Origin of the sequence: Pontibacterium granulatum, from assembly GCF_029961155.1 — a bacterium.
Lineage (GTDB): Bacteria > Pseudomonadota > Gammaproteobacteria > Pseudomonadales > Balneatricaceae > Pontibacterium > Pontibacterium granulatum.
On the sequence record NZ_JASBRH010000013.1, the window covers coordinates 64,687 to 91,019 of the forward strand.

General features: G+C 51.5%; 24 protein-coding genes, 5 tRNA genes and 1 other RNA gene. 23 read left to right on the forward strand and 7 right to left on the reverse strand.

Translation table 11 applies throughout. The features are described 5' to 3' along the window. Nucleotides 1-69 precede the first annotated feature (69 nt). The 7 genes from QKW35_RS13275 (at nt 70) to QKW35_RS13305 (ending at nt 2,328) form a co-directional block, all read left to right on the forward strand. Nucleotides 70-145 (forward strand) — tRNA-Asn (locus tag QKW35_RS13275). 37 nt (nt 146-182) lie between these two features. Beyond that, nucleotides 183-258: transfer RNA gene (locus QKW35_RS13280), tRNA-Asn, on the forward strand. 3 nt (nt 259-261) lie between these two features. Then, a tRNA-Pro gene (locus tag QKW35_RS13285) sits at nt 262-338 on the forward strand. 55 nt (nt 339-393) lie between these two features. Further along, a tRNA-Pro gene (locus QKW35_RS13290) sits at nt 394-470 on the forward strand. A gap of 86 nt (nt 471-556) precedes the next feature. Then, nucleotides 557-633: transfer RNA gene (locus QKW35_RS13295), tRNA-Pro, on the forward strand. 47 nt (nt 634-680) lie between these two features. Then, nucleotides 681-803: non-coding RNA, RtT sRNA (locus QKW35_RS13300), on the forward strand. Nucleotides 804-903: 100 nt separating this feature from the next. After that, a complete protein-coding gene (locus QKW35_RS13305; protein WP_282353792.1) occupies nt 904-2,328 on the forward strand; it encodes a serine/threonine-protein kinase in 1,425 nt (474 codons plus the stop codon). A gap of 93 nt (nt 2,329-2,421) precedes the next feature. On the opposite strand, the gene QKW35_RS13310 is transcribed toward QKW35_RS13305, so the two are convergent. Both QKW35_RS13310 and QKW35_RS13315 read right to left on the reverse strand, forming a co-directional pair. Then, nucleotides 2,422-4,332: a calcium-binding protein gene (locus QKW35_RS13310; protein ID WP_282353793.1), complete on the reverse strand. Its 1,911-nt coding sequence runs from the start codon at nt 4,330-4,332 to the stop codon at nt 2,422-2,424. 412 nt (nt 4,333-4,744) lie between these two features. Further along, nucleotides 4,745-6,736 (reverse strand): hypothetical protein, encoded by a 1,992-nt coding sequence (locus tag QKW35_RS13315; protein ID WP_282353794.1) that lies wholly within the window; start codon nt 6,734-6,736, stop codon nt 4,745-4,747. A 293-nt stretch (nt 6,737-7,029) separates the two neighbouring features. On the opposite strand from QKW35_RS13315, the gene QKW35_RS13320 reads away from it, so the two are divergent. Beyond that, nucleotides 7,030-8,094, forward strand: coding sequence for a DUF3080 family protein (locus QKW35_RS13320; RefSeq protein ID WP_282353795.1), 1,065 nt, complete (start codon nt 7,030-7,032; stop codon nt 8,092-8,094). A gap of 31 nt (nt 8,095-8,125) precedes the next feature. Here QKW35_RS13320 and QKW35_RS13325 read toward each other — a convergent pair whose 3' ends face one another. Further along, nucleotides 8,126-8,653 (reverse strand): ProQ/FINO family protein, encoded by a 528-nt coding sequence (locus QKW35_RS13325; RefSeq protein WP_282353797.1) that lies wholly within the window; start codon nt 8,651-8,653, stop codon nt 8,126-8,128. Between the two features lie 5 nt (nt 8,654-8,658). Continuing rightward, nucleotides 8,659-8,901: a sulfurtransferase TusA gene (gene tusA, locus QKW35_RS13330; RefSeq protein ID WP_282353799.1), complete on the reverse strand. Its 243-nt coding sequence runs from the start codon at nt 8,899-8,901 to the stop codon at nt 8,659-8,661. 159 nt (nt 8,902-9,060) lie between these two features. Between tusA and QKW35_RS13335 the strand changes: the two genes are divergently transcribed. Then, nucleotides 9,061-9,342, forward strand: a complete 282-nt coding sequence (locus QKW35_RS13335; RefSeq protein WP_282353801.1) for an antibiotic biosynthesis monooxygenase family protein — start codon at nt 9,061-9,063, stop codon at nt 9,340-9,342. A 48-nt stretch (nt 9,343-9,390) separates the two neighbouring features. On the opposite strand, the gene rlmM is transcribed toward QKW35_RS13335, so the two are convergent. Both rlmM and QKW35_RS13345 read right to left on the reverse strand, forming a co-directional pair. Continuing rightward, nucleotides 9,391-10,458, reverse strand: coding sequence for a 23S rRNA (cytidine(2498)-2'-O)-methyltransferase RlmM (gene rlmM, locus QKW35_RS13340; protein ID WP_282353802.1), 1,068 nt, complete (start codon nt 10,456-10,458; stop codon nt 9,391-9,393). Next, nucleotides 10,455-11,060, reverse strand: coding sequence for an alpha/beta family hydrolase (locus QKW35_RS13345; RefSeq protein ID WP_282353803.1), 606 nt, complete (start codon nt 11,058-11,060; stop codon nt 10,455-10,457). Before QKW35_RS13345 ends, rlmM begins: the two co-directional genes overlap by 4 nt. Before the next feature lie 372 nt (nt 11,061-11,432). Between QKW35_RS13345 and ccoN the strand changes: the two genes are divergently transcribed. From ccoN to rdgC, 13 genes are all read left to right on the forward strand, one after another. After that, nucleotides 11,433-12,863, forward strand: coding sequence for a cytochrome-c oxidase, cbb3-type subunit I (gene ccoN, locus QKW35_RS13350; protein ID WP_282353804.1), 1,431 nt, complete (start codon nt 11,433-11,435; stop codon nt 12,861-12,863). A 20-nt stretch (nt 12,864-12,883) separates the two neighbouring features. Continuing rightward, a complete protein-coding gene (gene ccoO / locus QKW35_RS13355) occupies nt 12,884-13,504 on the forward strand; it encodes a cytochrome-c oxidase, cbb3-type subunit II (RefSeq protein WP_425608004.1) in 621 nt (206 codons plus the stop codon). 7 nt (nt 13,505-13,511) lie between these two features. After that, complete coding sequence (locus QKW35_RS13360; protein WP_282353805.1) at nt 13,512-13,694, forward strand: cbb3-type cytochrome oxidase subunit 3; 183 nt, start codon at nt 13,512-13,514, stop codon at nt 13,692-13,694. Further along, complete coding sequence (ccoP, locus tag QKW35_RS13365; protein ID WP_282353806.1) at nt 13,691-14,584, forward strand: cytochrome-c oxidase, cbb3-type subunit III; 894 nt, start codon at nt 13,691-13,693, stop codon at nt 14,582-14,584. The genes QKW35_RS13360 and ccoP overlap by 4 nt, the downstream gene beginning before the upstream one ends. A gap of 148 nt (nt 14,585-14,732) precedes the next feature. Then, nucleotides 14,733-16,163 carry a cytochrome c oxidase accessory protein CcoG gene (ccoG, locus tag QKW35_RS13370; protein ID WP_282353807.1) on the forward strand — a complete coding sequence of 477 codons (1,431 nt, stop codon included), beginning with the start codon at nt 14,733-14,735 and terminating at the stop codon, nt 16,161-16,163. Nucleotides 16,164-16,372: 209 nt separating this feature from the next. Beyond that, a complete protein-coding gene (locus QKW35_RS13375; protein WP_282353809.1) occupies nt 16,373-16,909 on the forward strand; it encodes a FixH family protein in 537 nt (178 codons plus the stop codon). 3 nt (nt 16,910-16,912) lie between these two features. Next, nucleotides 16,913-19,381 (forward strand): heavy metal translocating P-type ATPase, encoded by a 2,469-nt coding sequence (locus QKW35_RS13380; RefSeq protein ID WP_282353810.1) that lies wholly within the window; start codon nt 16,913-16,915, stop codon nt 19,379-19,381. 34 nt (nt 19,382-19,415) lie between these two features. After that, nucleotides 19,416-19,619 carry a cbb3-type cytochrome oxidase assembly protein CcoS gene (gene ccoS, locus QKW35_RS13385; RefSeq protein ID WP_282353812.1) on the forward strand — a complete coding sequence of 68 codons (204 nt, stop codon included), beginning with the start codon at nt 19,416-19,418 and terminating at the stop codon, nt 19,617-19,619. Then, the gene (locus QKW35_RS13390) at nt 19,616-20,281 is read left to right on the forward strand and encodes a sulfite exporter TauE/SafE family protein (RefSeq protein WP_282353813.1); all 666 of its coding nucleotides are present in this window, start codon (nt 19,616-19,618) and stop codon (nt 20,279-20,281) included. The genes ccoS and QKW35_RS13390 overlap by 4 nt, the downstream gene beginning before the upstream one ends. A gap of 73 nt (nt 20,282-20,354) precedes the next feature. Beyond that, nucleotides 20,355-21,746, forward strand: coding sequence for an oxygen-independent coproporphyrinogen III oxidase (gene hemN / locus QKW35_RS13395; RefSeq protein ID WP_282353814.1), 1,392 nt, complete (start codon nt 20,355-20,357; stop codon nt 21,744-21,746). A gap of 97 nt (nt 21,747-21,843) precedes the next feature. Further along, nucleotides 21,844-22,632: a fumarate/nitrate reduction transcriptional regulator Fnr gene (gene fnr, locus QKW35_RS13400; RefSeq protein ID WP_282353815.1), complete on the forward strand. Its 789-nt coding sequence runs from the start codon at nt 21,844-21,846 to the stop codon at nt 22,630-22,632. Between the two features lie 165 nt (nt 22,633-22,797). After that, entirely contained in the window at nt 22,798-23,340 is a 543-nt protein-coding gene (locus QKW35_RS13405; protein WP_282353816.1) for an adenine phosphoribosyltransferase, read from the forward strand. A 328-nt stretch (nt 23,341-23,668) separates the two neighbouring features. Continuing rightward, on the forward strand, nt 23,669-24,580 hold the full coding sequence (gene rdgC, locus QKW35_RS13410) for a recombination-associated protein RdgC (protein WP_282353818.1): 912 nt from the start codon (nt 23,669-23,671) through the stop codon (nt 24,578-24,580). Nucleotides 24,581-25,128: 548 nt separating this feature from the next. Here the strand turns inward: rdgC and QKW35_RS13415 are convergent. After that, entirely contained in the window at nt 25,129-25,629 is a 501-nt protein-coding gene (locus QKW35_RS13415; protein ID WP_282353820.1) for a DUF3087 family protein, read from the reverse strand. A gap of 68 nt (nt 25,630-25,697) precedes the next feature. Between QKW35_RS13415 and queE the strand changes: the two genes are divergently transcribed. After that, nucleotides 25,698-26,327, forward strand: a complete 630-nt coding sequence (queE, locus tag QKW35_RS13420) for a 7-carboxy-7-deazaguanine synthase (RefSeq protein WP_282353821.1) — start codon at nt 25,698-25,700, stop codon at nt 26,325-26,327. Nucleotides 26,328-26,333 lie beyond the last annotated feature (6 nt).

Here is a 26,333-nt window from a genome sequence, read left to right on the forward strand (position 1 = left end):
TATTTGAAAAAAAACGCTTGACGGTCCCCGGGGGCATCATTAATATACGCCGCCACTGGTTGAGACGATTCCTCGATAGCTCAGTTGGTAGAGCAGTAGACTGTTAATCTATTGGTCGCTGGTTCGAGTCCAGCTCGAGGAGCCAACCTCGGTATCAATCAGTAAAGTAAGAGCTTAAGTGTTCCTCGATAGCTCAGTTGGTAGAGCAGTAGACTGTTAATCTATTGGTCGCTGGTTCGAGTCCAGCTCGAGGAGCCAAGTCGGAGTGTAGCGCAGCTTGGTAGCGCATCTGCTTTGGGAGCAGAGGGTCGGGGGTTCGAATCCCTCCACTCCGACCATTTAAGTACTTACACCTGCAATACCGTTTATCCTTAACAGATAAACACACATCGTCGGAGTGTAGCGCAGCTTGGTAGCGCATCTGCTTTGGGAGCAGAGGGTCGGGGGTTCGAATCCCTCCACTCCGACCATCACATTTACTTATAGAAATCGTTATGATGATCTATAAGTCACCAGCATCAAATAGACACACCTGTTGTCCAATGATGTACATTGTCGGAGTGTAGCGCAGCTTGGTAGCGCATCTGCTTTGGGAGCAGAGGGTCGGGGGTTCGAATCCCTCCACTCCGACCATCAATATTATCCTCACCCCCCCAATCCGCTCTAGATGATTTGTTACGAACACAGACGTTTTTAGGGAATGAGAACACCCGAAGGGGTTCGAACCGAGCAAAGCGAGATCACGGAGCGCAGCGACTGCCCGAAGGGTGAGGCGCAGCCGAATAATCCCTCCACTCCGACCATCGATATTTCTCTAAATACCCTACAATTCTATCTACTACAGCATCCTGTTTTCAGTGTTAGAATCCTTCAGTGAATTTATCTAAGGACTCCGACTAAGCAATGGCATTTCTGTGTGGATACGAAATCATCGAAGAGGTGGCAACCGGCGGTTTTTCAACAGTGTATCGCGTACAGGAAGCAGAACCTCCATACCGAGAGTTTGCCGCCAAGAAATTTAACGATGTTAGCGACCACGCCGTTTTTGAACAGGAAGTCCTTTCTCTCGATACCGTTTCCGGAACCCCAGGCACCCAACAACTGTTCAGAGCCATCCGCCACAAAGATAACCTGATCATTCTGACGCACTACGTTGAGGGCGAACCTCTCAAATCACGCATTGATCGTGACGGCCCTTTGGACGAACGGGAAGCTGTTCGCATCATCTCCTTTATCGCCGACACACTTCACTTGCTGCACCAAAAAAAGATCCATCACCTGGATGTTAAACCATCTAACGTACTCATCGACCAGAACGGAACACTCACACTGACCGACTTCGGCATAGCAGAACCGTCCTACAGACAACGTAGCGAGGTCGCCAAAACGGATTTCAGTTACACCGCACCAGAAAAATACCATGGACACCAGACAGCAACCTCCGACATTTACTCTCTTGGAGTGTCACTCCACTACCTGGTGACTGGCACACTACCATTTCACATCCATGCGACCTCAGACGCCAACAAGATGCTTAATCACTGCACACAACCAGTGAAGCTTCCCGCTAAACTTTCCGATTCGATGCGACTGCTGATCAAATCAATGATGGAAAAGCCGAGCGACAAACGGATCACGCTCAAGCAATTGAGAGAACAGCTACAGACACTGAGTATCATCCGACTGAACAACCAACCACTCCCCAAACCCAGCAAGACGAAAACAAACACCCCCACGGAAAAAGAGTGCTTTGCCGAAGCAGCACGACGGAACATCCCATTTGGCCAATATCGCTATGCCCTGCTCTGCGAAGATGAAAACAAAGAGGAAGCATTGTACTGGTACGAGCAAGCCGCCAACGCCGGTTTCGCCCGCGCCCAGAACAATCTGGCACTGCTGTACATGAACCTCGGCAACACACAGCAAGCCGTAAAGTGGTATACAGAGGGCGCAAAAGCCGGCAACGCTTTCAGCCAATACAACCTGGCCCGCCTGTACGATCAACAGGATGATACCGAGAAAGCCAACCACTGGTATGAACGCGCCGCCAACAGCGGTCACGACCGCGCACAAAACACGGTTGCCATCCATCTGGAAAACAAACAACAATTTAAACGTGCGTTCTCACTTTACCAGCGCGCCGCATACAGCGGCTTCCGGGCAGCGCAGTTTAATCTGGGATTGATGTACGAGAACGAGCGTGCGCCCACAAACGGCACAAGTTCAAGAGAAATGGCAAAATTCTGGTATGAAAAAGCCGCAGCGCAGAATCACAGCAAGGCCAAAAAACGCTTATCCATACTAAATAACCAAGGAAAGGAAAGATGACAAAAAGCAGCCAACGGCTGCTTTTTGGGGATACACAACAAACGGACCTAAATTACCGATAGCACGAACATCGACACAGCGCCCTCCCACCACTCAGGACCACGCAACCTCTTCCACACCGACAAATGTCAGCTCCGAACCATCCGCAAAAGAGATGACCCCGCTAGAGCTGGCACCCAAAGCCAACGCCTTATCAGCCAACTCCACATCCACGGTGCTTCCATCAACGGTTAGCGTCCAGTCATTCCCTACCGCAGATAGAGAGATGCTATCGACTCCACTTTCACCATCAAAGAAGTCCTTACCATCACCGAAAGCGAATATGTAGGTATCATCACCCTCGCCACCGAAGGCCTTATCTTTGCCAGTACCACCCTGCAGAACATCGTTGTCGGCACCGCCGTTCAGGCTATCACTACCCGAGCCACCAAAGAGAAAGTCCTCACCACTGCCACCGACCAGCTCATCCTTACCGCTACCACCATTCAGGGTATCGTTACCCTCACCACCATTGAGCACGTCAGCACTACTCCCACCGCAAAGCCGGTCGTTTCCAGAACCGCCCCAAAGGAAGTCCTCTCCACTTCCTCCGCTCAAGATGTCATGACCTATTCCGCCTTGCAGCTCATCTTCACCGCTCCCCCCATACAGAAGATCATCACCACCACCACCGATCAGAACATCATCGCTAGAGCCACCACGCAGGGTATCATTTCCTTCATCACCGTAAAGCTGGTCCTCACCACTGCCACCGCAAAGATCATCATCTCCCTGACCACCCCGCAATTCATCCTCACCACGGCCTCCGGCAAGCTTATCTTTGCCACTTCCCCCATCCAGAACATCATCGCCGGTACCACCACAAAGAAGATCCTCACCCTCACCACCTTGCAGCTCATCATTCCCGCTGCCACCAAAGAGCGAATCATCTCCTTTATCGCCGATGAGGGTATCACCATCCTGCTCACCATACAGGACATCGCCGCCCACTGTTCCTCTCCGTGCCTCATCCAAACGCCCGTTTGGATCAGCATCTTCTCCGGGCTTACCGGCATCATCGTCATCACAACCGCAGTTATCGGAATCATTATTCTCAGCACAATCACCCTGTGAACCACTGTCGCCGGAGCCATTATCCTGACTGCTGTTGTCTCCGGAGCCGCTGTCCTGAGAGCCGTTATCACCGGAGCCGTTGTCTACTGATCCGCTATCCTGAGACCCGCCGTCGCTCGAACCACTGTCCTGACTGCCGTTGTCGCCAGAGCCACTGTCCACTGATCCGCTATCCTGAGACCCGGTGTCGCTCGAACCACTGTCCTGACTGCCGTTGTCGCCAGAGCCGCTGTCCTGAGAGCCGCTATCACCGGAACCACTATCCTGAGAGCCGTTATCGCCGGAACCGCTGCCTACTGATCCGTTATCCTGAGACCCGCTGCCGCTCGAACCACTGTCCTGACTGCCGTTGTCGCCGGAACCGCTGTCCTGAGAGCCGTTATCGCCGGACCCACTATCCTGAGAGCCGTTATCGCCGGAACCACTGTCTACTGATCCGTTATCCTGAGACCCGCTGTCGCCAGAGCCGTTGTCCTGACTACTGTTATCACTGGAACCATTGTCCTGACTGCCGTTACCACCGGAACCACTATCCTGAGAGCCGTTATCGCCGGAACCGCTATCTACTGATCCGTTATCCTGAGAGCCGCTGTCGCTCGAACCACTGTCCTGACTGCCATTACCACCGGAACTACTATCCTGAGAGCCGTTATCGCCGGAACCGCTGTCTACTGATCCGTTATCCTGAGAGCCGCTATCGCTCGAACCACTGTCCTGACTACCGTTATCGCCGGAGCCGCTATCCTGACTGCTGCTTCCTCCAATACCTCCGGAACCACCTACACCACCGTCGTCTGAACCAACATCCTGCGAGCCGTTATCTATGGAGCCGTTGTCTTGAGAACCGTTATCCTGGTTACCGTTATCCTGAGAGCTGCTATTTATACCCATGACAAACCTGTTTCTAGACCTTCAGTTCCATTCAACAGTCAATAATCCGCTCCACTCACCACTCCATGGCAAGCAGATATAAACTATAAAACTTTTAGTAAATCGGATGGTATAAATAGAAAAATGAACAGTCAATTAACTAACTGCATGTTTTACAACGACCAAAAACCTTTGTTTTTATATAGTTTTTGTATAAAAGCTGTTTTTTATTGGAACGCTAAAAAACTGAAAGCCGCACTATTTGGAGCATTCACTCTAAAATACACAAAAAGACGAAAGACCGATAAACACCTAAACTGGAAACTTTAAAAACGCAGAAAAGCAAAAAGCTGCCGCAGCACTACTCTTTTTTGGAGTAATACAAACGACAGCTTTAAACTAATTTACTTCTTTAGAAAGGGAGAGGGGATATTTACACCCACTCAATAAGTTCGATATTTGCAAATTCAATCTCTGAACCATCCGCAAAGGAGATAACACCACTGGAATTGGCATCCAGTGTCAGCGCTTTATCCGCTATATCCACATCCACCGCATTACCCTCAACAGTCAATGTCCAATCATTGCCATGCGCAGAAAGCGCAATGCTATCGATATCGGCACCAGCCCCACCGTCGAAATAATCGCTACCGTCACCTTTCATAAAGGTATATGTATCATCACCTTCAGCACCAAAGGCCTCGTCATCACCTTTACCCCCACTCATGACGTCATCACCCGAACCGCCGCTCAAGCTATCATTCCCCTTACCGCCAAACAGGAAATCTTCGCCACTCCCCCCGCTTAAAACATCATCACCAAGACCACCCAACAGGATATCTTCACCACTATCACCGCTCAGTTGGTCATTACCCTTACCGCCATCCAGGTAATCGTCACTGCTACCACCAGCAAGCAGATCGGCGTCAGAACCACCCCACAGGAAATCTTCACCGCTACCGCCATTCAGGATGTCCTGCCCGATCCCTCCACGCAAAGTGTCTTCACCACTTCCACCATCCAGAACATCATTTCCTCGACCTCCGGTCAAAAGATCGTCACCACTGCCGCCATCCAGGACGTCATTTCCTGAACCACCGTGAAGCACGTCCTCACCACTATCACCACTCAGGACATCATCACCCTGACCACCCCACAAAACATCTTCACCACGCCCACCGGCAACCGTATCGTTACCTTTGTGTCCCTTTAGGACGTCATCACCCGTACCGCCACAGAGGAAATCATCCCCCTGACCGCCACGCAATTCATCATTACCGCTGCCGCCGGAAAGGCGGTCATCACCCTTACCACCCAACAAGGTGTCAGCATCCTCTTCACCGCACAGAATGTCGTCGCCCTCTGTGCCCTTCAGAATATCGCCCTGTTTACCATTAGCATCAGCCTCTTCTCCAGGCTTACCATCATCACCACAACCACACCCCTTAGGATCGCCTTCCTTTGAACCGCTATCTTGGGAGCCGTTATCCTTGGAACCGTTATCTTTGGAACCGTCATCCTTGGAGCCGTCATCCTTGGAACCGCTGTCCTTGGAACCGTTATCTTTGGAACCGTTATCTTTGGAACCGTCATCCTTGGAACCGTTATCCTTGGAACCGTTATCCTTGGAACCGTTATCCTTGGAACCGTTATCCTTGGATCCGTTGTCCTTGGAACCGTTATCCTTGGATCCGTTGTCCTTGGAACCGTTGTCCTTGGAACCGTTGTCCTTGGAACCGTTGTCCTTGGAACCGTTATCTTTGGAACCGTCATCCTTGGAACCGTTGTCCTTGGAACCGTTGTCCTTGGAGCCGTTATCTTTGGAACCGTCATCCTTGGAACCGTTGTCCCTGGAACCGTTATCTTTGGAACCGTCATCCTTGGAACCGCTGTCCTTGGAGCCGTTGTCCTGATCACCACCATCTGCATCAGGCCCTTCGACCTCATACATAGTTACGTTATCAATCAGACCACCAAAGCTATCCGCGTCAGCACCATCGTGCGCAAATGTCAGCTTATCCATACCGCCGGTACCCTCAACGGTAAAGGCCAGGTGCTGCCAGTTGGTAGATGCAGGATCAACCTCTGCAACCAACTCATCGTTCCAAAACACCAAAATCGTGTTGGTGGCCTGCTGAGTACCGTTACGAAGCGCAACGTCCAAACCCAGCGTATATTCCTGACCCTCGCTGGTCTGAATTTCCTGGTATACACCTTCTACGGCATTTCCGTTGTAGTCCAACTCCAACCACTGATCACCCTCAGAGGCAGACTGACTGGTATAAAGACCGTTTTCCTGAAGCTCAATGTGATTATTCAGTGCCTTCCAACCGTCCAGCTCCCCAAACACCTGCCAGTGGCGATCCAGAGAAACCTCGTCGTTTTCAAATCCACCATTAACAATCAGGTTCTGAGAAGCAGTCATAGCCAAGACCTCGAGATTAATATTGTTTCACATAAAACCATAAGCCATTGTTTTTAAAAGACTCTATAAAAACAACACCGTTTAACTTGATCAAATACTAACCCCCACACAAATTACGGTCAACAAAAACGAACAGCTTCGTTTAATTTATTTTTTATTATCGTTTTATATCAATGACTTATAAATGCCACACTGTTTTAAAGGCACGATACCCAAACCATCCTCCCGCAGCAGTCGTACCAAACCAAATACGAGGTCGCTATACTTATTCCACGGATCACAGACACACCGACATGCACACCCTACTTATACTTCTTCCTCTTTTACTGCTCCTATCCGGATGCGATCGCGGCTCGCCCAAATACCTTCTTGAGGACTACATGAGCCGGGTAAGCAACACAATCGAGCAAGATATCGACACAAAGCTCGAGACAAACGAGGAAATCCCTCTCTTCCCCCGCAAACGGGAACGCATCAAACAAACAGAAGAGATAAGACAGGGATTGATCGAAGTACTGGATCTCAAATACTGCGCCGGCATGTTGCACCTGATCGCCCAGCGCAACTCCAACCTTGGACGCGTAATGCAACCCTCCCAAAAGATGGCGTACGAAATCCGCTTTTTTAGCCACCTGGAAAGCTGCAAAGACAAGCTGGAACAAGACAGCTCACAACCGCAACAACTACGCAAACAGCTAGATGCTATTTACCAAATCAAAGCGAGAAACCTGAAAAGCGAGATATGGAACGGGATCTACGGTGCGGATGAATTTGCCGCCAACTTCTCACGCAGCGAAGACGCCATCACCACCGAAGGCGAAAGCGGATTTGGTGCAACCAAAAGTGCGATCAATGCACTCACCCAGCTTGCTGCTATATCTCCGGAGAGCGCAGGACAGTTTGACCTGATCAAACTCTCCAAACTGGAAGACAGCTACAAAGTTCTTCACGCAAACCGATATGGCTCAAGGCTACTGAAGTCCCTGCTTCTATTGTCGGAAACGATGGAAAGAACAAGCACAGCCATACACGCACGCTTAGATAAACGTCCATTTTGCTTTCCCGGCCATCAGACACAAAAACGCGACATCCTGCACAACGTATTTATCAAATACTACAGCCAGCGCTTCCAGCCGTACCTCTCACGGGTTCACCGCGAGGGAGACCAGTGGCGTGATTTCACCGAAACACTGATTGGCCAGTTCAAACCAACGTCAGCCGTACTAGCACACTACGAGAAAACGCTCTCTTCAACTTCAGAAAGCAGCCTTTGGAATCGCTATATCAAAGCGAGAGACGCACACACCAAAGCATGGCAAAGAATCCTGAGGCAATGCAATCTCATGCCCCAGAGATAAAACGGGCGCCAGAGGAAGGCGCCCGAGAGACTTACTTGTTCTTGGTCAAAAGCGCTTCAAGCTTTACACTCATGCGCTCTTTCTTCTCCTGCTCGCGCTTCTGTTCGCGACGAGCCTGATTAATTTCTTTCAGCTTTCCTTTTGCATGTTGTGCTTCTTCTGCTGTCACCTTACCAGCCGACTCACCGTTAATATCAATACGGTCAGCCCCTTCCTGCAGAGAGCGCAGATAGTTCAGTGAACGAACATAGCTTGCCAGAGCACGCTTGATCTTATTCTTTGCCACCTTCTCATCAGCAATCAGGTCATCCTGAATACCGATTTTCAGCGGACGCACATTCTTGCGATCAAACGCATTTGGATAAGCTTCGGAAAGCTGCTGAAGTGCCGCCAGATTTGCTGCACGATTCTTCGACTTAGCTTTTGGAGTTACGACGTCATTCACCTTATTGGCCTCAATTCGGTTGCCGCGCCGCTCCTCTTCAGCGCCGAGCATCCGTTCCAGTGTTTCTATTAGTTGATTGGTGTCTTTACATAGCTGGGCAACATTACTGACCATTTCTGTTAGCCAGACCCTTTGCGAATGTAATACTCAAATACTTCGCCATTTACCTGCTGATCCATCAGGTCATGACCCAAAAAGGAACAGAACTTAGGTATATCGCGCTGCGTGGAGGGATCCGTAGCGATCACATGTACGACCTGACCATCATTCATGTCGCGCACTTTGTTATGCAACAACATTACAGGCTCCGGACAATACAAGCCCTGAGCATCCATTACATGGTCCACTTTAAAATCTGTCATCGTGCTACTCTTAACTGCGGAAGCCCTATTCTCTCAAATTCCTCAGACGCGGCACAAGGATGTTTCCACGGAAAGTCGCAATTTCTCCGTTTCTGGCACATCATTAGTACGAATAAACTCGCAAATCGGGATGCTGTAACGCTCAATGAGGAGATTAATATGATCCGGGTAATTATCGAACGGCATATTGCCGATGACCTGGCAGAACACTACGAAAACGCTGCGCGCAACACCCTGCAACAGGCAATGAGTGCACACGGTTTCATTTCAGGCGAAGCGCTGCATGACGCCAACAACCCAAGCCACCGTTACGTCATCGTCACCTACCGTACAATACAGGATTGGCAACGCTGGCACGGTTCACCGGAGCGCCAGGAGATGATGGCCGCGATTAATCCGATGCTGGCAACAGAAGAAAAGATTACCGTACTGGAATACTAAAGAGATTATAGTCGGGCGCACATCGGATGCGCCCTCCTGCACCAACCACTACAACAGCCGCAATATACAGGTAATCTCTTCACGGTCATGATAGAGCTGCTTCGCGCGCAATTCGTACGCCACGCCCGCTTCAGCCATTCGATCCGCAATCAAACTTAAACAACTCTGCGTTTCCTGATAGCGCTGCTTCATCGGCAGCTTCAGATTAAAAACCGCCTCACGGCAGTATCCACCCAAGACCCAATCTGCCGCCATGATTGCAGTGCGCACCGGTTTTTCTACGACATCACACACCATCATATCTACAGGCTTTTCCGGGAAGAACTGATAGGCGTCTTCCGTTACATGCGTAACCTGACCACTTTCCATAAGTTCATCATTCATGGGACCGTTATCTACGGCCGTGACGAACATGCTGCGGTTGACCAACTGCCAGGTCCAACCACCAGGCGCAGCACCGAGATCGACAGCAGTGCCTCCAAGCGGGATTCGTTCATCCCACTGCTTTACCGGCACAAACCAATGCCAGGCTTCTTCCAGTTTAAGCGTCGACCGACTTGGTGCCTGCTTAGGAAACTTCAGGCGCGGAATACCATTTATCCACGGAGCAGAGTTCACCACAGGCGCAACACCCACATACATCTCACTCCCGGCAAGCACAAACAACTGTAGACGCAACGCTTGAGCGCGCCTGCTTTTAACCAGCTTGCCCGACTTACGCAGAAACTGCGCCAAAGCGGAGCCAAATTTACGACAGAAAGTAACCAGCTCACGCCCTTCAGTTGTATCCGGTTGCTCTACCCACAACTCAATACAATCGGGATATGACGCTAACAACGCACTGAGCTGACCTATACGATCACCCGCCTCCAAGTGCTGCAGATCACCACACGCCATCCACTGGCGAATGAATATCAACGAACCAAAATCCACCTTATCCACAACGACGCGCGCATCTCCCGACTGCGGACAGGTAAACAACACGTAACCCGACTGGGATTCCAACTGGCAATAGCCATAGATACCCACCTCTGCTGCACGATCTGTGATCTCAGCGGCGGCTTCTTTCTCAAATCCCGGCCGGCACTGCAGCACAAGACGGTGAAATTCGTTCAACGAATAATCTCCTCAATCTGACGAGTAACGTGTTCAAGATGCATCTGCTGGGTATATCCGGATGCTTTCCTAGGCTTAAGATCATGATCCCCATCCTCAAGCCAATGCAGATGCACCGCTTCGGAAAGCGCGTAGTGTACCACTTCTTCCCGGCTTCCCATCGCGTCTCGTTCACCCTGAAAAATATGTACAGGCTTAGTTATGTCTTCCAAATGCTCAGTGCGTAGCTTTTCTGGTTTCCCCGCCGGATGAAACGGAAAACCCAAAGCGAAGCATGCGACTGCATCTGTCTCCTCCAGTAACATTGAGGCAACACGCCCTCCCATGGATTTACCCGCGACATAGACCGGCAAATCGGATTCAGCACAATGCAAATCAATCAGTTCTTTATAGTAATCAAGCAGAACCGGCATCCGGTCTGGCGGGCGACGCTTTCCATCCTCACGACGCTTCTGCATATAGGGAAATTCAAAACGGATAACCTTCAGCCCTATTGCTGAAAGCAACTCATCCATATGCAGCATGAAGGGATGATCCATTCCCGCACCCGCCCCGTGCGCGAACAGAATACGCCCGGAAGGGCAATTCTCTTTTTTAAACATTGGCTTAGTACCTTGGTAGAAGAGAAAGGAGAATCATACCTATTCAGGCAGCTTGATCTACATCAAGTAAAGAACCGAAAAGGGGTTTCACGGGTGCGGCAAAAGCCGCTCCAAAGACCTAAATGCACCCCCGTATTTATTAATTTCATAAATTAATTTCTTTTTAGAATATTTGTTTTTTCCTTTAATTTCATACCGTTAACAAAACACCCCATACAACCTCCCAACGAGACCTGTGACCTCGATCAAGTTTTCGCAGGTGCGACAATACGCCTCACTTTTTCCGCCACTTTCATTGAAAATCAGTGGCCATTTCCACATAATTGCCGCTGAACTCAAATTTCCTTAATAGCTTGTTGATGAGAGCCTGACATGAGCACAGCAACTGAACACCCCACCTACAATTATAAAGTGGTGCGCCAGTTCGCCATCATGACAGTGGTTTGGGGTATCGTCGGAATGGCCGTCGGTGTCCTAATCGCTGCCCAGTTGGTTTGGCCAGCACTAAACTTTGATATCCCTTGGTTGACTTACGGTCGTCTTCGTCCGTTGCACACCAACGCAGTAATTTTTGCGTTTGGTGGTTGCGCACTGTTCGCAACTTCTTACTACGTAGTACAGCGCACCTGTCAGACTCGTCTGTTTGGTGGCGGCCTGGCTGCATTCACGTTCTGGGGCTGGCAGGCTATCATCGTATTGGCAGCAATCTCTCTGCCAATGGGTTGGACCTCTGGTAAAGAGTACGCTGAGCTGGAATGGCCAATCGACCTGCTGATCGCGGTTGTTTGGGTATCCTATGCGATTGTATTCCTGGGCACTGTGAAGCTGCGTAAAACCTCCCACATCTACGTGGGTAACTGGTTCTACATGGCGTTCATCATCACCGTTGCTGTTCTGCACATCGTAAACAGCGCTGCACTGCCTGTATCTCTGACCAAGTCTTACTCTGTATACCCAGGTGCAGTCGATGCAATGGTTCAGTGGTGGTACGGTCACAACGCAGTAGGTTTCTTCCTGACTGCGGGCTTCCTGGGCATGATGTACTACTTCGTACCTAAGCAGGCTGAGCGTCCAATCTTCTCCTACCGTCTGTCCATCGTGCACTTCTGGGCACTGATCGCGACTTACATGTGGGCTGGTGGTCACCACCTGCACTACACTGCACTGCCTGACTGGACTCAGTCTCTGGCAATGGTAATGTCCCTGATCCTGCTGGCTCCGTCTTGGGGTGGCATGATCAACGGTATGATGACCCTGTCCGGCGCATGGCACAAACTGCGTACTGACCCGGTTCTGCGCTTCCTGGTTGTATCTCTGTCCTTCTACGGTATGTCTACCTTCGAAGGCCCTATGATGTCCATCAAGACTGTAAACGCTCTGTCTCACTACACCGACTGGACCGTTGGCCACGTACACGCTGGCGCACTGGGTTGGGTAGCGATGATCTCTATCGGTGCTGTTTACCACATGATCCCACGCCTGTTCGGTAAGGCTCAGATGTACTCTGTAGGCCTGATCAACACCCACTTCTGGCTGGCAACTATCGGTACTGTTCTGTACATCTGCGCGATGTGGGTTAACGGTATCCTGCAGGGTCTGATGTGGCGTGCAGTAAACGAAGACGGCACCCTGACTTACAGCTTCGTAGAAGCTCTGGAAGCATCTCACCCAGGTTACTTTGTTCGCTGGCTGGGCGGTATGTTCTTCCTGACCGGTATGGTGCTGATGGCATTCAACGTTTGGCAGACTGTACGTAAAGGCAGCACTGCACCTGCAGCTGACGCTGCAGCACAAGCGGCTTAAGGTCATAGGAGCAGATAGAAATGATCAAACACGAAACGATTGAAAAGAATATCGGCCTTATGATCCTGCTGATCATCATTGTGATCAGTGGCGGTGGTCTGGCTGAGATCGTACCTCTTTTCTTCCAGTCTTCTACTACTAAGCCAATCGAAGGCATGCGTACGTACACTGCGCTGGAGTTCGAAGGCCGCGACATTTTCATCCGTGAAGGCTGCAACGTATGTCACTCTCAGATGATCCGTCCTTTCCGTGCGGAAACTGAGCGCTACGGTCACTTCTCTACCGCTAACGAGCACGTTTGGGAACATCCATTCCTGTGGGGTTCCAAGCGTACAGGTCCAGACCTGGCACGTGTGGGCGGCCGTTACTCTGACGATTGGCACCGTGCTCACCTGTACAACCCTCGTGACGTTGTACCAGAGTCCAAAATGCCGTCTTACCCTTGGCTGTTCGAAAACAAGCTGACTGGTAAGGATACCGCTGCCAAGCTTGAGGTTCAGCGCACCTTGGGCGTTCCTTTCACCGACGAACAGGTCGCTGGTGCTCAGGAAGCAGTTCAGGGCAAATATGAGATCGACGCTGTTGTAGCGTATCTGCAGGCTCTGGGTAAAACGCACAACAACTACGACAAAGTGCGGTAAGTAACCTGTGAGTTACGATGTTTATGGTCCTTACATCGTAGTGGTGATGCTCATCACCTTTCTGGCGCTGTTCGCCTGGGTCTTGCACCCAAAGAACAAGGCCAAGTTCGATGATGCAGCCAACCTACCCTTCGATGACGAAGATGAAGGACAAGATGTAAAGACCGATAACGGGAGAATCGAAAAATGAGTGCTTTTTGGAGCGCGTGGGTAATTGTAATTACCGCAGCAGTCATCGGTGGCTGCACATGGTTGCTACTTGCAACTCGCAAAAGCGAGACCTACAAGGAAGCAACTGACGAAACACTGGGTCACGAGTTCGACGGCATTGCAGAGTACGATAACCCTCTGCCACGCTGGTGGTTCCAGATGTTCCTTGCGACTGTAATCTTTGGTGTTGCATATTTGGCTCTGTACCCTGGCCTGGGTAACTTCCAGGGCCTGCTGGGCTGGTCCTCTACCGGCCAGTGGGAAGAGGAAATGGCACACGCAGAAGAACAGTACAAGCCAGTATTTGCAAAATACGCGGCAATGTCTGTAGAAGATCTGCAGCAGCCAGGCAACGAAGCTGGCCTTAAAATGGGTCAGCGTATGTTCGCGAACAACTGCTCCCTGTGCCACGGCTCTACCGCAACTGGTGCATACGGCTTCCCGAACCTGACCGATGACGATTGGCTGTATGGCGGCGACGCTGCAACAATCAAAGCAACCATCACCAACGGTCGTAACGGCGGCATGCCACCATGGGGTGCTGTACTGGGTGAAGAAGGCGTGCGTGACGTAGCATCTTACGTGCTGAGCTTGAGTGGCCAGCAGGTAGACAGCGAATCTGCTGCTAAAGGCAAAACTCAGTTCCAGGCTCTGTGTACTGCATGTCACGGCGCTGACGGCACCGGAATGCACGCACTGGGCGCGCCAAATCTGACTGATAATGTATGGCTGTACGGCGGTTCTTTCGAGAAAGTTGCCCACACCATTCGTAATGGTCGTAACGGTGTAATGCCTGCGCACAAATCTCTGCTGAACGAAGACAAGATCCACCTGATCACAGCTTACGTTTACAGCCTGTCTAACAAGTAATTGCTTGGATAGACAAAAAAAGGCGATATGATCTAAATCATATCGCCTTTTTTTTTGGGCGGTTTATAATATTCAATAATGCTAATGAACCAGATACACAAAGGCTCAGCAGCATATAAGGATTTATATTTTTAGCGGTGAGCACCCAATGAATCAGATACCAGTTCAAGATGTTACTCCCAAGAAGTCTGGTAACGGCAAAAAGGGCAAAGAGGATTTTGATCTCTATGCCAAGCGCGAACACATCTACGTAAAGTTCTACAAAGGATTCTTTAAGAATTTTCGCACCATCAGCAGCGCGATTATGCTTCTGATGTTTTACGGCTTCTCATGGATTCAATGGGACGGCCGCCAAGCAGTGCTGTTTGACCTGCCAAACAGACAGTTCCACGTCTTGGGCATGACCTTCTGGCCTCAGGACTTTATGCTCCTGTCCTGGCTACTAATCATCCTAGCCTTCACCCTGTTCTTTGTGACCGTATTTGCTGGCCGACTCTGGTGCGGATACGCCTGTCCTCAGTTTGTATGGACGTGGTTCTTTATCTGGGCAGAGCGTGTTACAGAGGGTGACCGCAACGCTCGCATGAAACTCGACAAAGCACCCTGGAACGGCAATAAGGTGATGCGCAAAGGTGCTAAGCATGCTCTCTGGCTCCTGATCGCTGTAACATCAGCCATTGCATTCGTTGGGTACTTCACTCCTATTCGCGAGCTGGTACCCGCAGTGCTTGCCTGGAATCTGGGCCCATGGGAAACCTGGTGGCTTGGCTTCCTCGCTGTAGCGACATACGGCAACGCAGGCTGGTTGCGTGAACAGGTATGTATCTATATGTGCCCTTATGCGCGATTCCAGAGCGTTATGTTCGACCAGGATACACTGATCATCTCCTACGATGAGAAGCGTGGCGAAAACCGCGGTAAACGCAAGAAAAATGCAGACTACAAAGCGGACGGCCTTGGCGACTGTATCGACTGTAACGCCTGTGTGCACGTTTGCCCTGTCGGCATTGATATCCGCGACGGCCTCCAGTACGAGTGTGTTGCATGCGGAGCCTGTGTTGACGCTTGTGACTCCATGATGGACCGCATGGGTTACGAGCGAGGTTTGGTGCGCTATACCACCGAACACGCGCTGGACGGCAACGAAACCAAGTTACTCCGCCCTCGCCTTATCGGTTACTTCGCGTGCTTGATGGCAATGTGCATCGCCTTCGGTTACACCATCCTGAGTCGTGTTCCACTGGAAGTGGATATCCTGCGTGACCGCGGCCAGCTGTATGTTGAAAACGCACAAGGCAAGATCGAAAACGTGTACACCATGAAGATCGCCAACAAAGAACAGGTCGACCACCAGTACCAGATCAGCGTTATGGGTCTGGACGGACTGGAACTGATCGGCGACGAGATTGTAACCATCAAGTCTGGTGAACTTCTGGATCACCCTGTACGCCTGCAGATCGCACCAAAGTACATCAGCAAGCCGAACTACGATATTAGGTTTAAGGTGGAAGCTCTCGATGACGCCAGTATTGTCGTCGAAGAGGAAAACCGCTTCATTGGTCCCGCGCCGCGACGATAAGTCGCACCTTTAGACCAATAACCGCACTTGCTAATTAGGGTAAAATAACCGTGTCGCTTCCGGCGACGCGGTTTTTTTAGCAACGCTTGACCCGTACTAAAAAAAACGCAGTTGAAGCAAGCAATCGCAGCAGTTGGGGACCTCTTAAGCGTCTGTTCCTGTATACTGCCACCGACCGCAATTCGTTCACCTAGATTTTAGAGATGTCGATGAGTAAGCAAAATCCTGCAGTTGCCCCTTGGTACAAACAACCTTGGCTATGGTTCATTCTCGCACCACTGATTGCCGTATTCATTTATGGTTTTGCATTCCTGTACATCTCTATCGTGACCCACGACGGCATCGTCAAGGATGACTACTACAAAGAGGCCCGCGGTTATCACGTTGATGACTCACGCCAACAATATACACGTGAACTTGGCCTCAGCGGCGACCTGACCTTCGACCTGTTGACCGGCGATGTAGTCGTGAACTTGAGTGGCAATCTGGACTCATTGCCAGAGTTTCTGACTCTAGGCATCATTCACCCAACCCACCAGAATTACGATCAATACCTGACATTGCGTAACCAGCCAGGCACGACTAACTTCATCGGCAGTTTACAGGGTAAGATTCTGGGTAAACGCTACATGACCCTGACACCTGAAGATGAAAGCTGGCGTCTGCGCGCTGAGATTACTGTTAGCACTAACCGTGCGAAAAACTCAGACGCCCCGGTTAAAGCCACGCTCTCAGCTTCAAAGTAATAGATGAACAGTTCACTCCCGCCATCGCAGTCCGCTGAAACAGGCTGCTATCACTGTGGTCAAGACATACCCCAGGGCAGCAGTTTTTTCACAATTATCGAAGAAAAACCTCGCCAGATGTGCTGCCCTGGCTGCCAGGCTGTCGCTCAGACGATTGTCGACAGCGGCCTGGACAACTTTTACAAGCATCGCGCGACGACTTCCTATACCCCGGACTTCACCCTCAAGTCGGTGTCGGAAGCGCAACTGAGTGAACTGGCTCTCTATGACCAGGATTCGATTCAGCAGGATTTTGTTGTTACTGCTGAGAACGGACTGAAAGAAGCCACCTTGGTAATTGAAGGCATTACCTGTGCAGCCTGCGTATGGCTGCTGGAACATCACCTCAACAAACAGGACGGTGTAGAAAAAGCCAGCGTCAATCTGACCAATCACCGTGCCCGTCTGACCTGGAACCCGCAGATATTGCCATTGAGCATGTTGCTGGCGGAAATCTACCGCATCGGTTACCAGGCACACCCTTACACCCCCAATAAAGAAGAACAGCTGCTGGATCAGGAACGCAAGCGTGCAACTCGCCGCCTTGGTGTAGCTGGTTTGGGCATGATGCAGGTGATGATGATCGCCGTCGCACTCTACGGTGGCGCCCTGCAAGGGATTGAAAGCAAACACGTTACTTTTATGCGCTGGGCAAGCATGGTCATCGCTACGCCTGTGATTCTATATGCGGCCCGCCCGTTCTTTGTAGCCGCACTGCGCGACCTGCGCACGCGCCATTTGAGCATGGATGTCCCGGTATCGATCGCTGTCGGCGGCGCATATCTGGCCAGTGTCTGGGCCACCGTCACCGATAGCGGTGAGGTCTACTTTGACTCGGTGACGATGTTCACTTTCTTTCTGCTGATCGGCCGCTTCCTGGAGATGCAGGCACGCCATCGCACCGGCCGAGCCGGTAACGCAATGCTTAACCTTTTACCGGCATCCGCCATTAAGGTGATCGATGGCGAAGAGACCATGATTCCCGCGAAAGAGCTGGCCGTGGGTGATCGGGTCATCATAAAACCGGGCCACACGGTACCGGCCGACGGTCGCATTATCGCGGGCAACAGCTCTATTGACGAGTCTGCACTGACCGGGGAATACCTGCCCATCCGCAAAGAACAGGGCGACGAAGTCATTGGCGGCACCATTAACGTCGAAAACCCAATCACCCTTGAAGTGACACGTATCGGCGCCGAAAGTCAGCTTTCCTCCATCGTCCGCCTGCTCGAACGTGCGCAAGAAGACAAACCCAAGGCCGCGCAACTGGCAGACCGTGTAGCCAGCTATTTTGTCGCCGCCGTACTGCTGACTGCGGTTACTGTCGGTTTTAGCTGGTGGCTGATTTCACCGGAGGACGCCTTCTGGATAACGCTTTCCGTACTCGTAGTGACGTGCCCTTGTGCCCTGTCTCTGGCGACGCCAACTGCGCTTACCGCCGCGACTGGCACACTGCGCCAGAACGGCGTACTGATCACCCGCGGTCATGTCCTGGAAAGCCTGTCCCGCGCCACACACATTGTGTTTGATAAAACAGGCACCCTCACTGAGGGCAACCTGACCCTGCAGGACACCTTGTCATTAGATGATCATACGACCGATCATCACTTGCAGATCGCAGCCGCGCTGGAGAAACATTCCGAGCATCCTATCGCACAGGCATTCCATGCGGTTTTCACCCCATACAAGGCCGAAAACCTACAGGCCACACTCGGCCAGGGACTTGAGGGCCAAATTGACGGCCTGCGCTACCGCATCGGCAAACCGGACTATGCGTTTGCCGTGTGCTCGAACACTCATACCAAACCGTACCTGCCTGCAGTCTGCGGGCAATGGTTGCTGCTGTGTAACGAAACCGCTCCATTGGCATGGTTTCGCCTGAATGATCAGGTACGGCCCGAAGCGGCCCAAACCATCAAACATCTGCATCAGCTTGGCCTTAAGTGTGAAATGCTGACAGGTGACAGTTCCAGCGCCGTTGACGAAGTTGCCACAGCACTGGGCATAGACACCGTGATTTCAGGCGTATCGCCTGAGCAGAAGCTGAAACACATCCAGCAACTGCAGCGTGAAGGTGCGCAGGTGATCATGGTTGGCGACGGCATTAACGACATCCCGGTACTTGCGGGTGCGCAAACCTCGATTGCTATGGGATCAGCAACAGACTTGGCAAAGACCAATGCCGATGGTGTATTGATCTCTGCAGACCTGATGCGCCTGACCGATGCCATCCGATTGTCACGCAAAACACGCAGCATCATCCGCCAGAACCTGGCATGGTCAGCCGGCTACAATCTGCTTGCCCTGCCTCTCGCCGCACTTGGCTTCATTGCACCTTATATGGCTGCGCTGGGTATGTCTCTCAGCTCAATTGTGGTTGTCGCCAATGCCCTGCGCTTATCTAAACTCGGTAAGGCCAATCGTGTAAAATAGGCCTACACAGGTCATCTAACCGGACAGCTCCGTTATGGACATTATTTTTCTGCTTATTCCAATCGCCATCATCTTTGTTGCCTGTGCGATCTGGGCATTTTTTTACAGTGTAAACAGCGGCCAGTTTGAAGACCTGGAGACGCCTGCGCACAGCATCCTGTTCGAAGACGACGAACACCTGATCCCTGAAGACGCCAAGAAGCAGGACAAAGACAACCAAGGTCAGACGCCCGAATGAATGAGCCCCTGGCCCTTTCTACTGCATTTATCCTCGGACTTCTTGGTGGCACCCACTGCTTAGGGATGTGCGGAGGCATTGCGGCCACCGTATCCATGAGCTCTCCTCAAGGTTGGCGTGGCACCCTGATGCTGGGTGGATATAATATTGGCCGGGTGGCAAGCTATACAGCCGCTGGCGCCCTGATCGGCAGCCTGAGCTGGCTGATGCGTGATCAGCAGCTTGTACTTATCCTGCGGACGTTTGCCGGACTGATGCTGATCGCCATGGGGCTCTATGTCGCCCAGTGGTGGCAAGGGCTGACTTACATTGAGAAAGCCGGTGGCAACCTTTGGAAGCATATTCAGCCACTGGCCAGCAGGCTCCTTCCGGTTAAAAACCTGCCGCAGGCTATTGCATTAGGTATTCTGTGGGGCTGGCTCCCTTGCGGACTGGTATACAGTACCCTGATCTGGTCGTCTGCCGCAGCAGACTGGACACTGAGCGCGCAGCTGATGCTGATGTTTGGCTTGGGGACCTTGCCCACTATGCTGCTAACCGGTTTATTGGCTCAACGCGTTCGACAGATGTTCCAACAGCGACTGACGCGCGGAATTTTTGGCTCCATCATTATCGTATTCGGCGTTTACACGCTTCCATGGCAAGGGCTGCTCGCACTTTGACTTATATCAAGGTTTACGCGCCATAGCGCCCCTAGAATTGCCGGGTTTTGACATTAGTTAAGAGGTAGAGACTTTGGACAACAACAACCTGATCAAGTGGGATCTGGATCTGATTAAGCGTTACGATCTGTCTGGGCCTCGCTATACCTCTTACCCGACTGCACTGCAGTTTGATCCGGAGCTGTCCGCAAACAGCTTGATCGAAACCGGTATGCAGACCACCGATACCGAAGCACCGCTGTCCCTGTACTTTCACATCCCTTTCTGCGCCCACGTTTGCTATTACTGCGCGTGCAACAAAGTGATCACACGCAACCGCAAAAAGGCACAGCCCTACCTTGATACGGTATACAAAGAGATGGCACAGGTATCTCAGTGGTACAGCAATGACCGCGTCGTAAACCAGCTTCACTGGGGCGGCGGCACCCCGACCTTTATCAGCGATGACCAGATGGTCGATCTGATGACCAAGACTCGTCAGCACTTCAACCTGCGAGACGATGACAAGGGCGACTACTCAATCGAGATCGATCCGCGCGAAGCAAACCCGGATACCATCAAAGTTTTGCGTGACATCGGCTTCAACCGCATCAGTCTAGGGGTGCAGGACGTGCACGAAGAGGTACAGAAGGCGGTCAACCGCGTGCAACCAACCGCACAGACCCAGGCCGTTCTGGATACAGCGCGTGAACACGGCTTCAAGTCGATCAACATGGATCTGATCTACGGCTTGCCGCATCAAACAGAAAACAGCTTCCGCGAAACGCTGGACACCGTTATCGCAATGAATCCAGACCGCCTGTCCGTATTCAACTACGCGCACATGCCGGACCGTTTCCGCTCCCAGAAGCACATCGATGCATCAACGCTTCCGAGCCCGGAAACCAAACTGGCGATCCTGGAAAACACCATCAAAACCCTTTTGGATGCGGGTTATGCCTACATCGGCATGGACCACTTTGCCAAGCCCGACGACGAACTGGCACTGGCCCAGCAGAACGGCCAGTTGCACCGTAACTTCCAGGGCTACACCACACACGCGGACTGCGACCTGGTCGCGATGGGCGTATCCTCTATCAGCCAGATTGGGCGTGTGTACTACCAGAACGAACACGACATCGCCAGCTACACCAAAGCCGTCGAGGAACATAACTTTGCCGTGAAACGTGGTGTCGTAATGAATGATGACGATGTGCTGCGCGGCGAAGTGATCAAGCAGCTGATCTGCCACTTCGAACTGGATACTGCACAGATCGAAAAACGTTTTGCGATCGACTTTTCAGACTACTTCGCAGCCGAACAAGAAGAACTGTCTCAATTTGCTCAGGATGGCCTGATCACCGTAACCAACGGCGTCATCCGGGTGACACCGGCTGGTCGTTTGTTGATCCGTCGTATCTGCATGTCGTTCGATGCTTATATCCCCAAAATGCAGGCGACCAACGGTTTTTCCCGTATTATCTAACCCGGTTTAATTTGCAGCAAAGCTTCACCGATTTGCTCAAATTGTGGATAATGACGCCGAGTAGCCTCTCAAACCTAACTAATTTCAGGGCCTGATTATGGGTGATATAAAGTCGACAGAAGGGAAACTGCGAAGCCTTCAACAGGTTCATTGCCAGACCTGCAGCTTAAGTTCACTGTGCCTGCCGGTGTCACTGGACATGACCGAAATGGAACGCCTCGATAACATTATCGATAAGAGCCGTCCGTTGAAAAAAGGCGAGCACCTGTTCCATCAGGGAGAGCCGTTTACATCTGTATACGCTATCCGCGCCGGAACCATTAAAAGCTACACCATCACCAACGAAGGTGAAGAACAGATCACTGGCTTCTTCTTCCCGGGTGAACTGGTTGGCCTTGGTGGCTTCGACGAAAACAGCTACCCGGTCTCTGCCAAGATTCTGGAAACCACAACCGTTTGCGAAATTCCGTTTGAGCGTCTGGATGATCTCTCCGGTCAACTGCCAGAATTGCGCCGTCAGATTCTGCGCACCATGAGTAAAGAGATTCGCGACGAACAGCAGATGATGCTGTTGCTGTCCAAGAAAAATGCCGAGCAGCGTGTTGCCACCTTCCTAATCAAACTGTCTCAGCGCTTCAAGGCACGTGGTTATTCCGCGTCCCAATTCCGCCTGTCGATGTCCCGAAACGAAATTGGTAACTACCTGGGTCTGGCGGTCGAAACGGTAAGTCGTATCTTTACACGCTTCCAGAAGAGCGAGCTGATCCGCGTGGATGGTAAAGAAGTTGAGTTACTGGATCTTGATCAGCTGTACTCCCTGTCCGGCGAATGCCCGACCTCCGGAGAAGCAAACAACTGTGGCGAAGAATCCGACGCCGCATCCTGATACCAACAAGGCAAAAAAAAGCGTCCTTTGCCAAGGGCAAAGGACGCCAGCCAGTTGCACAATGAAGTAGCCATCTCAGTGTGTAACCCAACGGTCCTATTAGACCTGTGAACCACTTCCAAAACATTGAGCCATATCAAGCCGTACCCACTCCAGGAGTAAACGATGTCCTACGATGAATGTTATATCAAGTCAGTCATGCGCACGATTCCCGACTGGCCAGAGCCCGGCATCCAATTCCGTGACATCACACCGCTGTTTAAGGATCCAAAAGCACTGCGCATGATCGCAGACTCTTTTATCCAGCGTTATATCGACAGCGAGATCACCCACATCGCATCGATTGATGCACGTGGCTTTCTTATTGCCTCCATCATGGCTTACCAACTGAACATTCCACTGGTACTGGTGCGCAAGAAAGGCAAACTACCGGGTGAGACCATCCATGAAGAGTACAAACTGGAGTACGGGACTGCGTCCGTCGAAATGCAGATCGACGCCGTTGCTGAAGGCGACAAAGTACTGGTCTTTGATGACCTGATTGCGACTGGCGGAACCATTCTGGCCGCGTGTAGCCTCGTTAAACAACTGGGTGGGGAAGTAGTCGAAGCTGCTGCATTGATCGATCTACCGGATCTGCAGGGGTCTGCGCGCATCCAGGAAATTGGCGTACCGGTACACACACTGATGGCGTATGAAGGGCTTTAATCCCTTTAACGTTCACAGATACGTATAAGGGCTGTCATCGACGGCCCTTTTTCTGTCTCGTATACGCCCTGTGCCAAGGCGTATCATTGTAGATGCACTGCCTCATCGTATTTGGGATTACAACAAAACCTCAGTTCATCTCCCTCGCTCTATCCTGCCCCAACTACTGCGGGCTAAACCGATCGCTCCCCAGACCAACCATACCGAGGATCTCACTCTACCGCACACCCCTCTATAACCAACAACCCTGTGCCCAATTCACCCGACACGGGATTTCTAACCCCATTAAAGCTAGAATACCGCCTCGATTCAGAGGAGCCGTAATTTCATGTGGTTTAAGAACATCATCGTTTATCGCATCACTGGCGATTTCAACTATGACGAAGCCCAGCTTGAAGAGAAACTTCAGGAACAAGCCTTCACCCCCTGCGGTAGCCAGGACCTGAGCCGATACGGCTGGATCTCTCCCAGCAATGGACTGCAGGATACCCTGCTCCACAGCGTCCACGGCTTTCATATGGTCGCAGCCCAAAAAGAAGAGAAGATCCTGCCTCCAGCTGTTGTGAAACAGAAAGTAGAGGAGAAGGTTGCCCTGATCGAAAAGGAACAGGCACGCAAGGTTTACCGCAAAGAACGCGACCAGCTAAAAGACGAAGTTGTACTGGATCTACTGCCACGTGCCTTCAGCCGTTTCCAACAGACCCGTGCACTGATTGCCCCCCAGCAGGGCTGGGTTATTGTTGATGCCTCCAGCCACAAGCGTGCTGAAGAGCTGTTAAGCTACCTGCGTGGCACATTGGGCACACTGCCAATCGCACTGCCAGACGTCAAACACTCTCCATCTGCCATCATGAGCCAGTGGCTGGAAGGCCAACAGCGCCCACAGGGACTTGAGATCCTTGACGAGGCAGAACTGCGCGACAACCTGGTGGAAGGCGGTGTAATCCGCATCAAAGGGCAGGAGCTGCTGGACGAAGAGTTTGTCGCCCATCTGGAAGCAGGCAAGCGCGTAGTGAAGCTGTCTGTCGAATGGGAAGAACAACTACGCTTTATGGTGCAGGAAGACTTGGCGATTAAGCGCATCAAGCTGACCGACCAGATGAAAGAGAAGATGGATCAGGAGTCGCAGGAAGACCAACTGGCCCAATTTGATACCGATATGACCCAGATGGGTATCGAGTTCACCCGCCTCTTCCCGATGCTGATTGAAAGCTTTGGTGGCCTGGCGGAAACACCTTAAGCCCGTCATTCTTCGGAACACAAACAAGGCTGCTTAAAGGCAGCCTTGTTTCTGCCACAACGCTTATTCCGCGGTATCGCCTCGTGTAATACTTCATTTTCGATTCCGGACAACCCACTTACAGCAACTGATGCACCAGCCGCAGCTGGCTGACCAATCTTTTCCACATCGTGAGACCCAAAGGGCGGATTGGCCGAGTCATGCACCGGCAGCTCATGCCATTGAGTGCGTGAACTTGGTTGTCTGGACTCTGAGCACGCTTTACTTCAATGTTTCACCATCGTGTCCGACAACAAGCGAGTACCCATCCGGTCTCGATCATAGAACGTTTGCCACCTTCTCCCACGACCACAGGAGAAAACAGGATTGCAGCCGCCAGAAGCAAAGCGGTTACAGTGCGTTCGAACGCCGTCCTTACAAACGTGATATAGAGATATCTTTATTAGCTATATTCAACGATTTGTGCACCAAAGTGGAAAGCAAAGCCATGCAACGGGGTATTCGCTTAGGGCGGAGATCCCGCCCTAATGAGGGTTAATCTGCGGAGATTAAAGCAACATATCGATACTGAAGTTATCAGCATCGTGGGTCAGGTTATGAGCGGCACAACGGCCTTCAAACTCTGAACACTCATCCTCCATCTCTTTCTGACCAAACTCGTTGTTTTCCAGAAACTGTAGCTGAGTCACACCCGCATAATAGAACGCCATTACTGTTGCTGCGGTTTGGTCACCCTGCTCGACTTTCTCTTTCCAAATGTGCTTCTTGTTCTGAATCTTCAACACCTGACGCTTCAAGTTCCAGGCGTAGCGAATTTCGTCAAAGTACGGCTTACCCACAACCAACGCGTAGATCCCACCGGTAATCAGCAAACCGATAATAACACCCGCCAAATTGACCGCCATGTTGGAGCCTTCGGGGTTGCCCGCCCAGCCACGCAACAGAGTCGCAAACGACATCCCCAGCACCAGAAATATCGAACAGAAAATAATCGCAACCTTGCGCTGTTTCGCACGATAAAGCGCTTTATCGATTTGGCGTAGTTTCATTGTGGCTCCGCTACCTATAATTGTTGAAGGCGTGTAGACTACCGCATTTTTCAGCCATAGCTATACCGATGTACTCAATAAAAGAGATCTTTTACAGTCTGCAGGGCGAAGGTGCCCATAGTGGACGTCCGGCTATCTTCTGTCGCTTCGCCGGGTGCAACCTCTGGTCTGGCCGAGAGCAGGACCGGGACAGTGCTGTGTGCGATTTCTGTGATACTGATTTCATCGGCACAGATGGCAATAACGGTGGCAAGTTCAATGATGCCGAGACGCTGGTAAAGTTCCTGACCCGCTTGTGGCCGCAGGATATGAAACACCGTTACGTGATATTTACCGGCGGCGAGCCAGCCCTGCAGCTGGATGAGGCGCTGATTGAAGCCTGCCACGCAGCAGACTTTGAAATCGCGATTGAGACCAACGGCACCAAGCCGCTGCCTGATGGGATTGATTGGGTATGCGTCAGCCCAAAAGCCGACGCCGAACTGGTCATCACATCTGGAGACGAACTAAAACTGGTCTATCCTCAACGGCTGGCCATGCCAGAACGCTTTGAATCCCTCGCTTTCCAGCATTTCTATCTGCAACCGATGGATGGCCCGATGCGGGAGATGCACACCCGCGATACCGTACAATACTGCATGGACCACCCACGCTGGAAACTCAGCCTGCAAACTCACAAGCTGCTGGGCATCGAATAGCCGCCC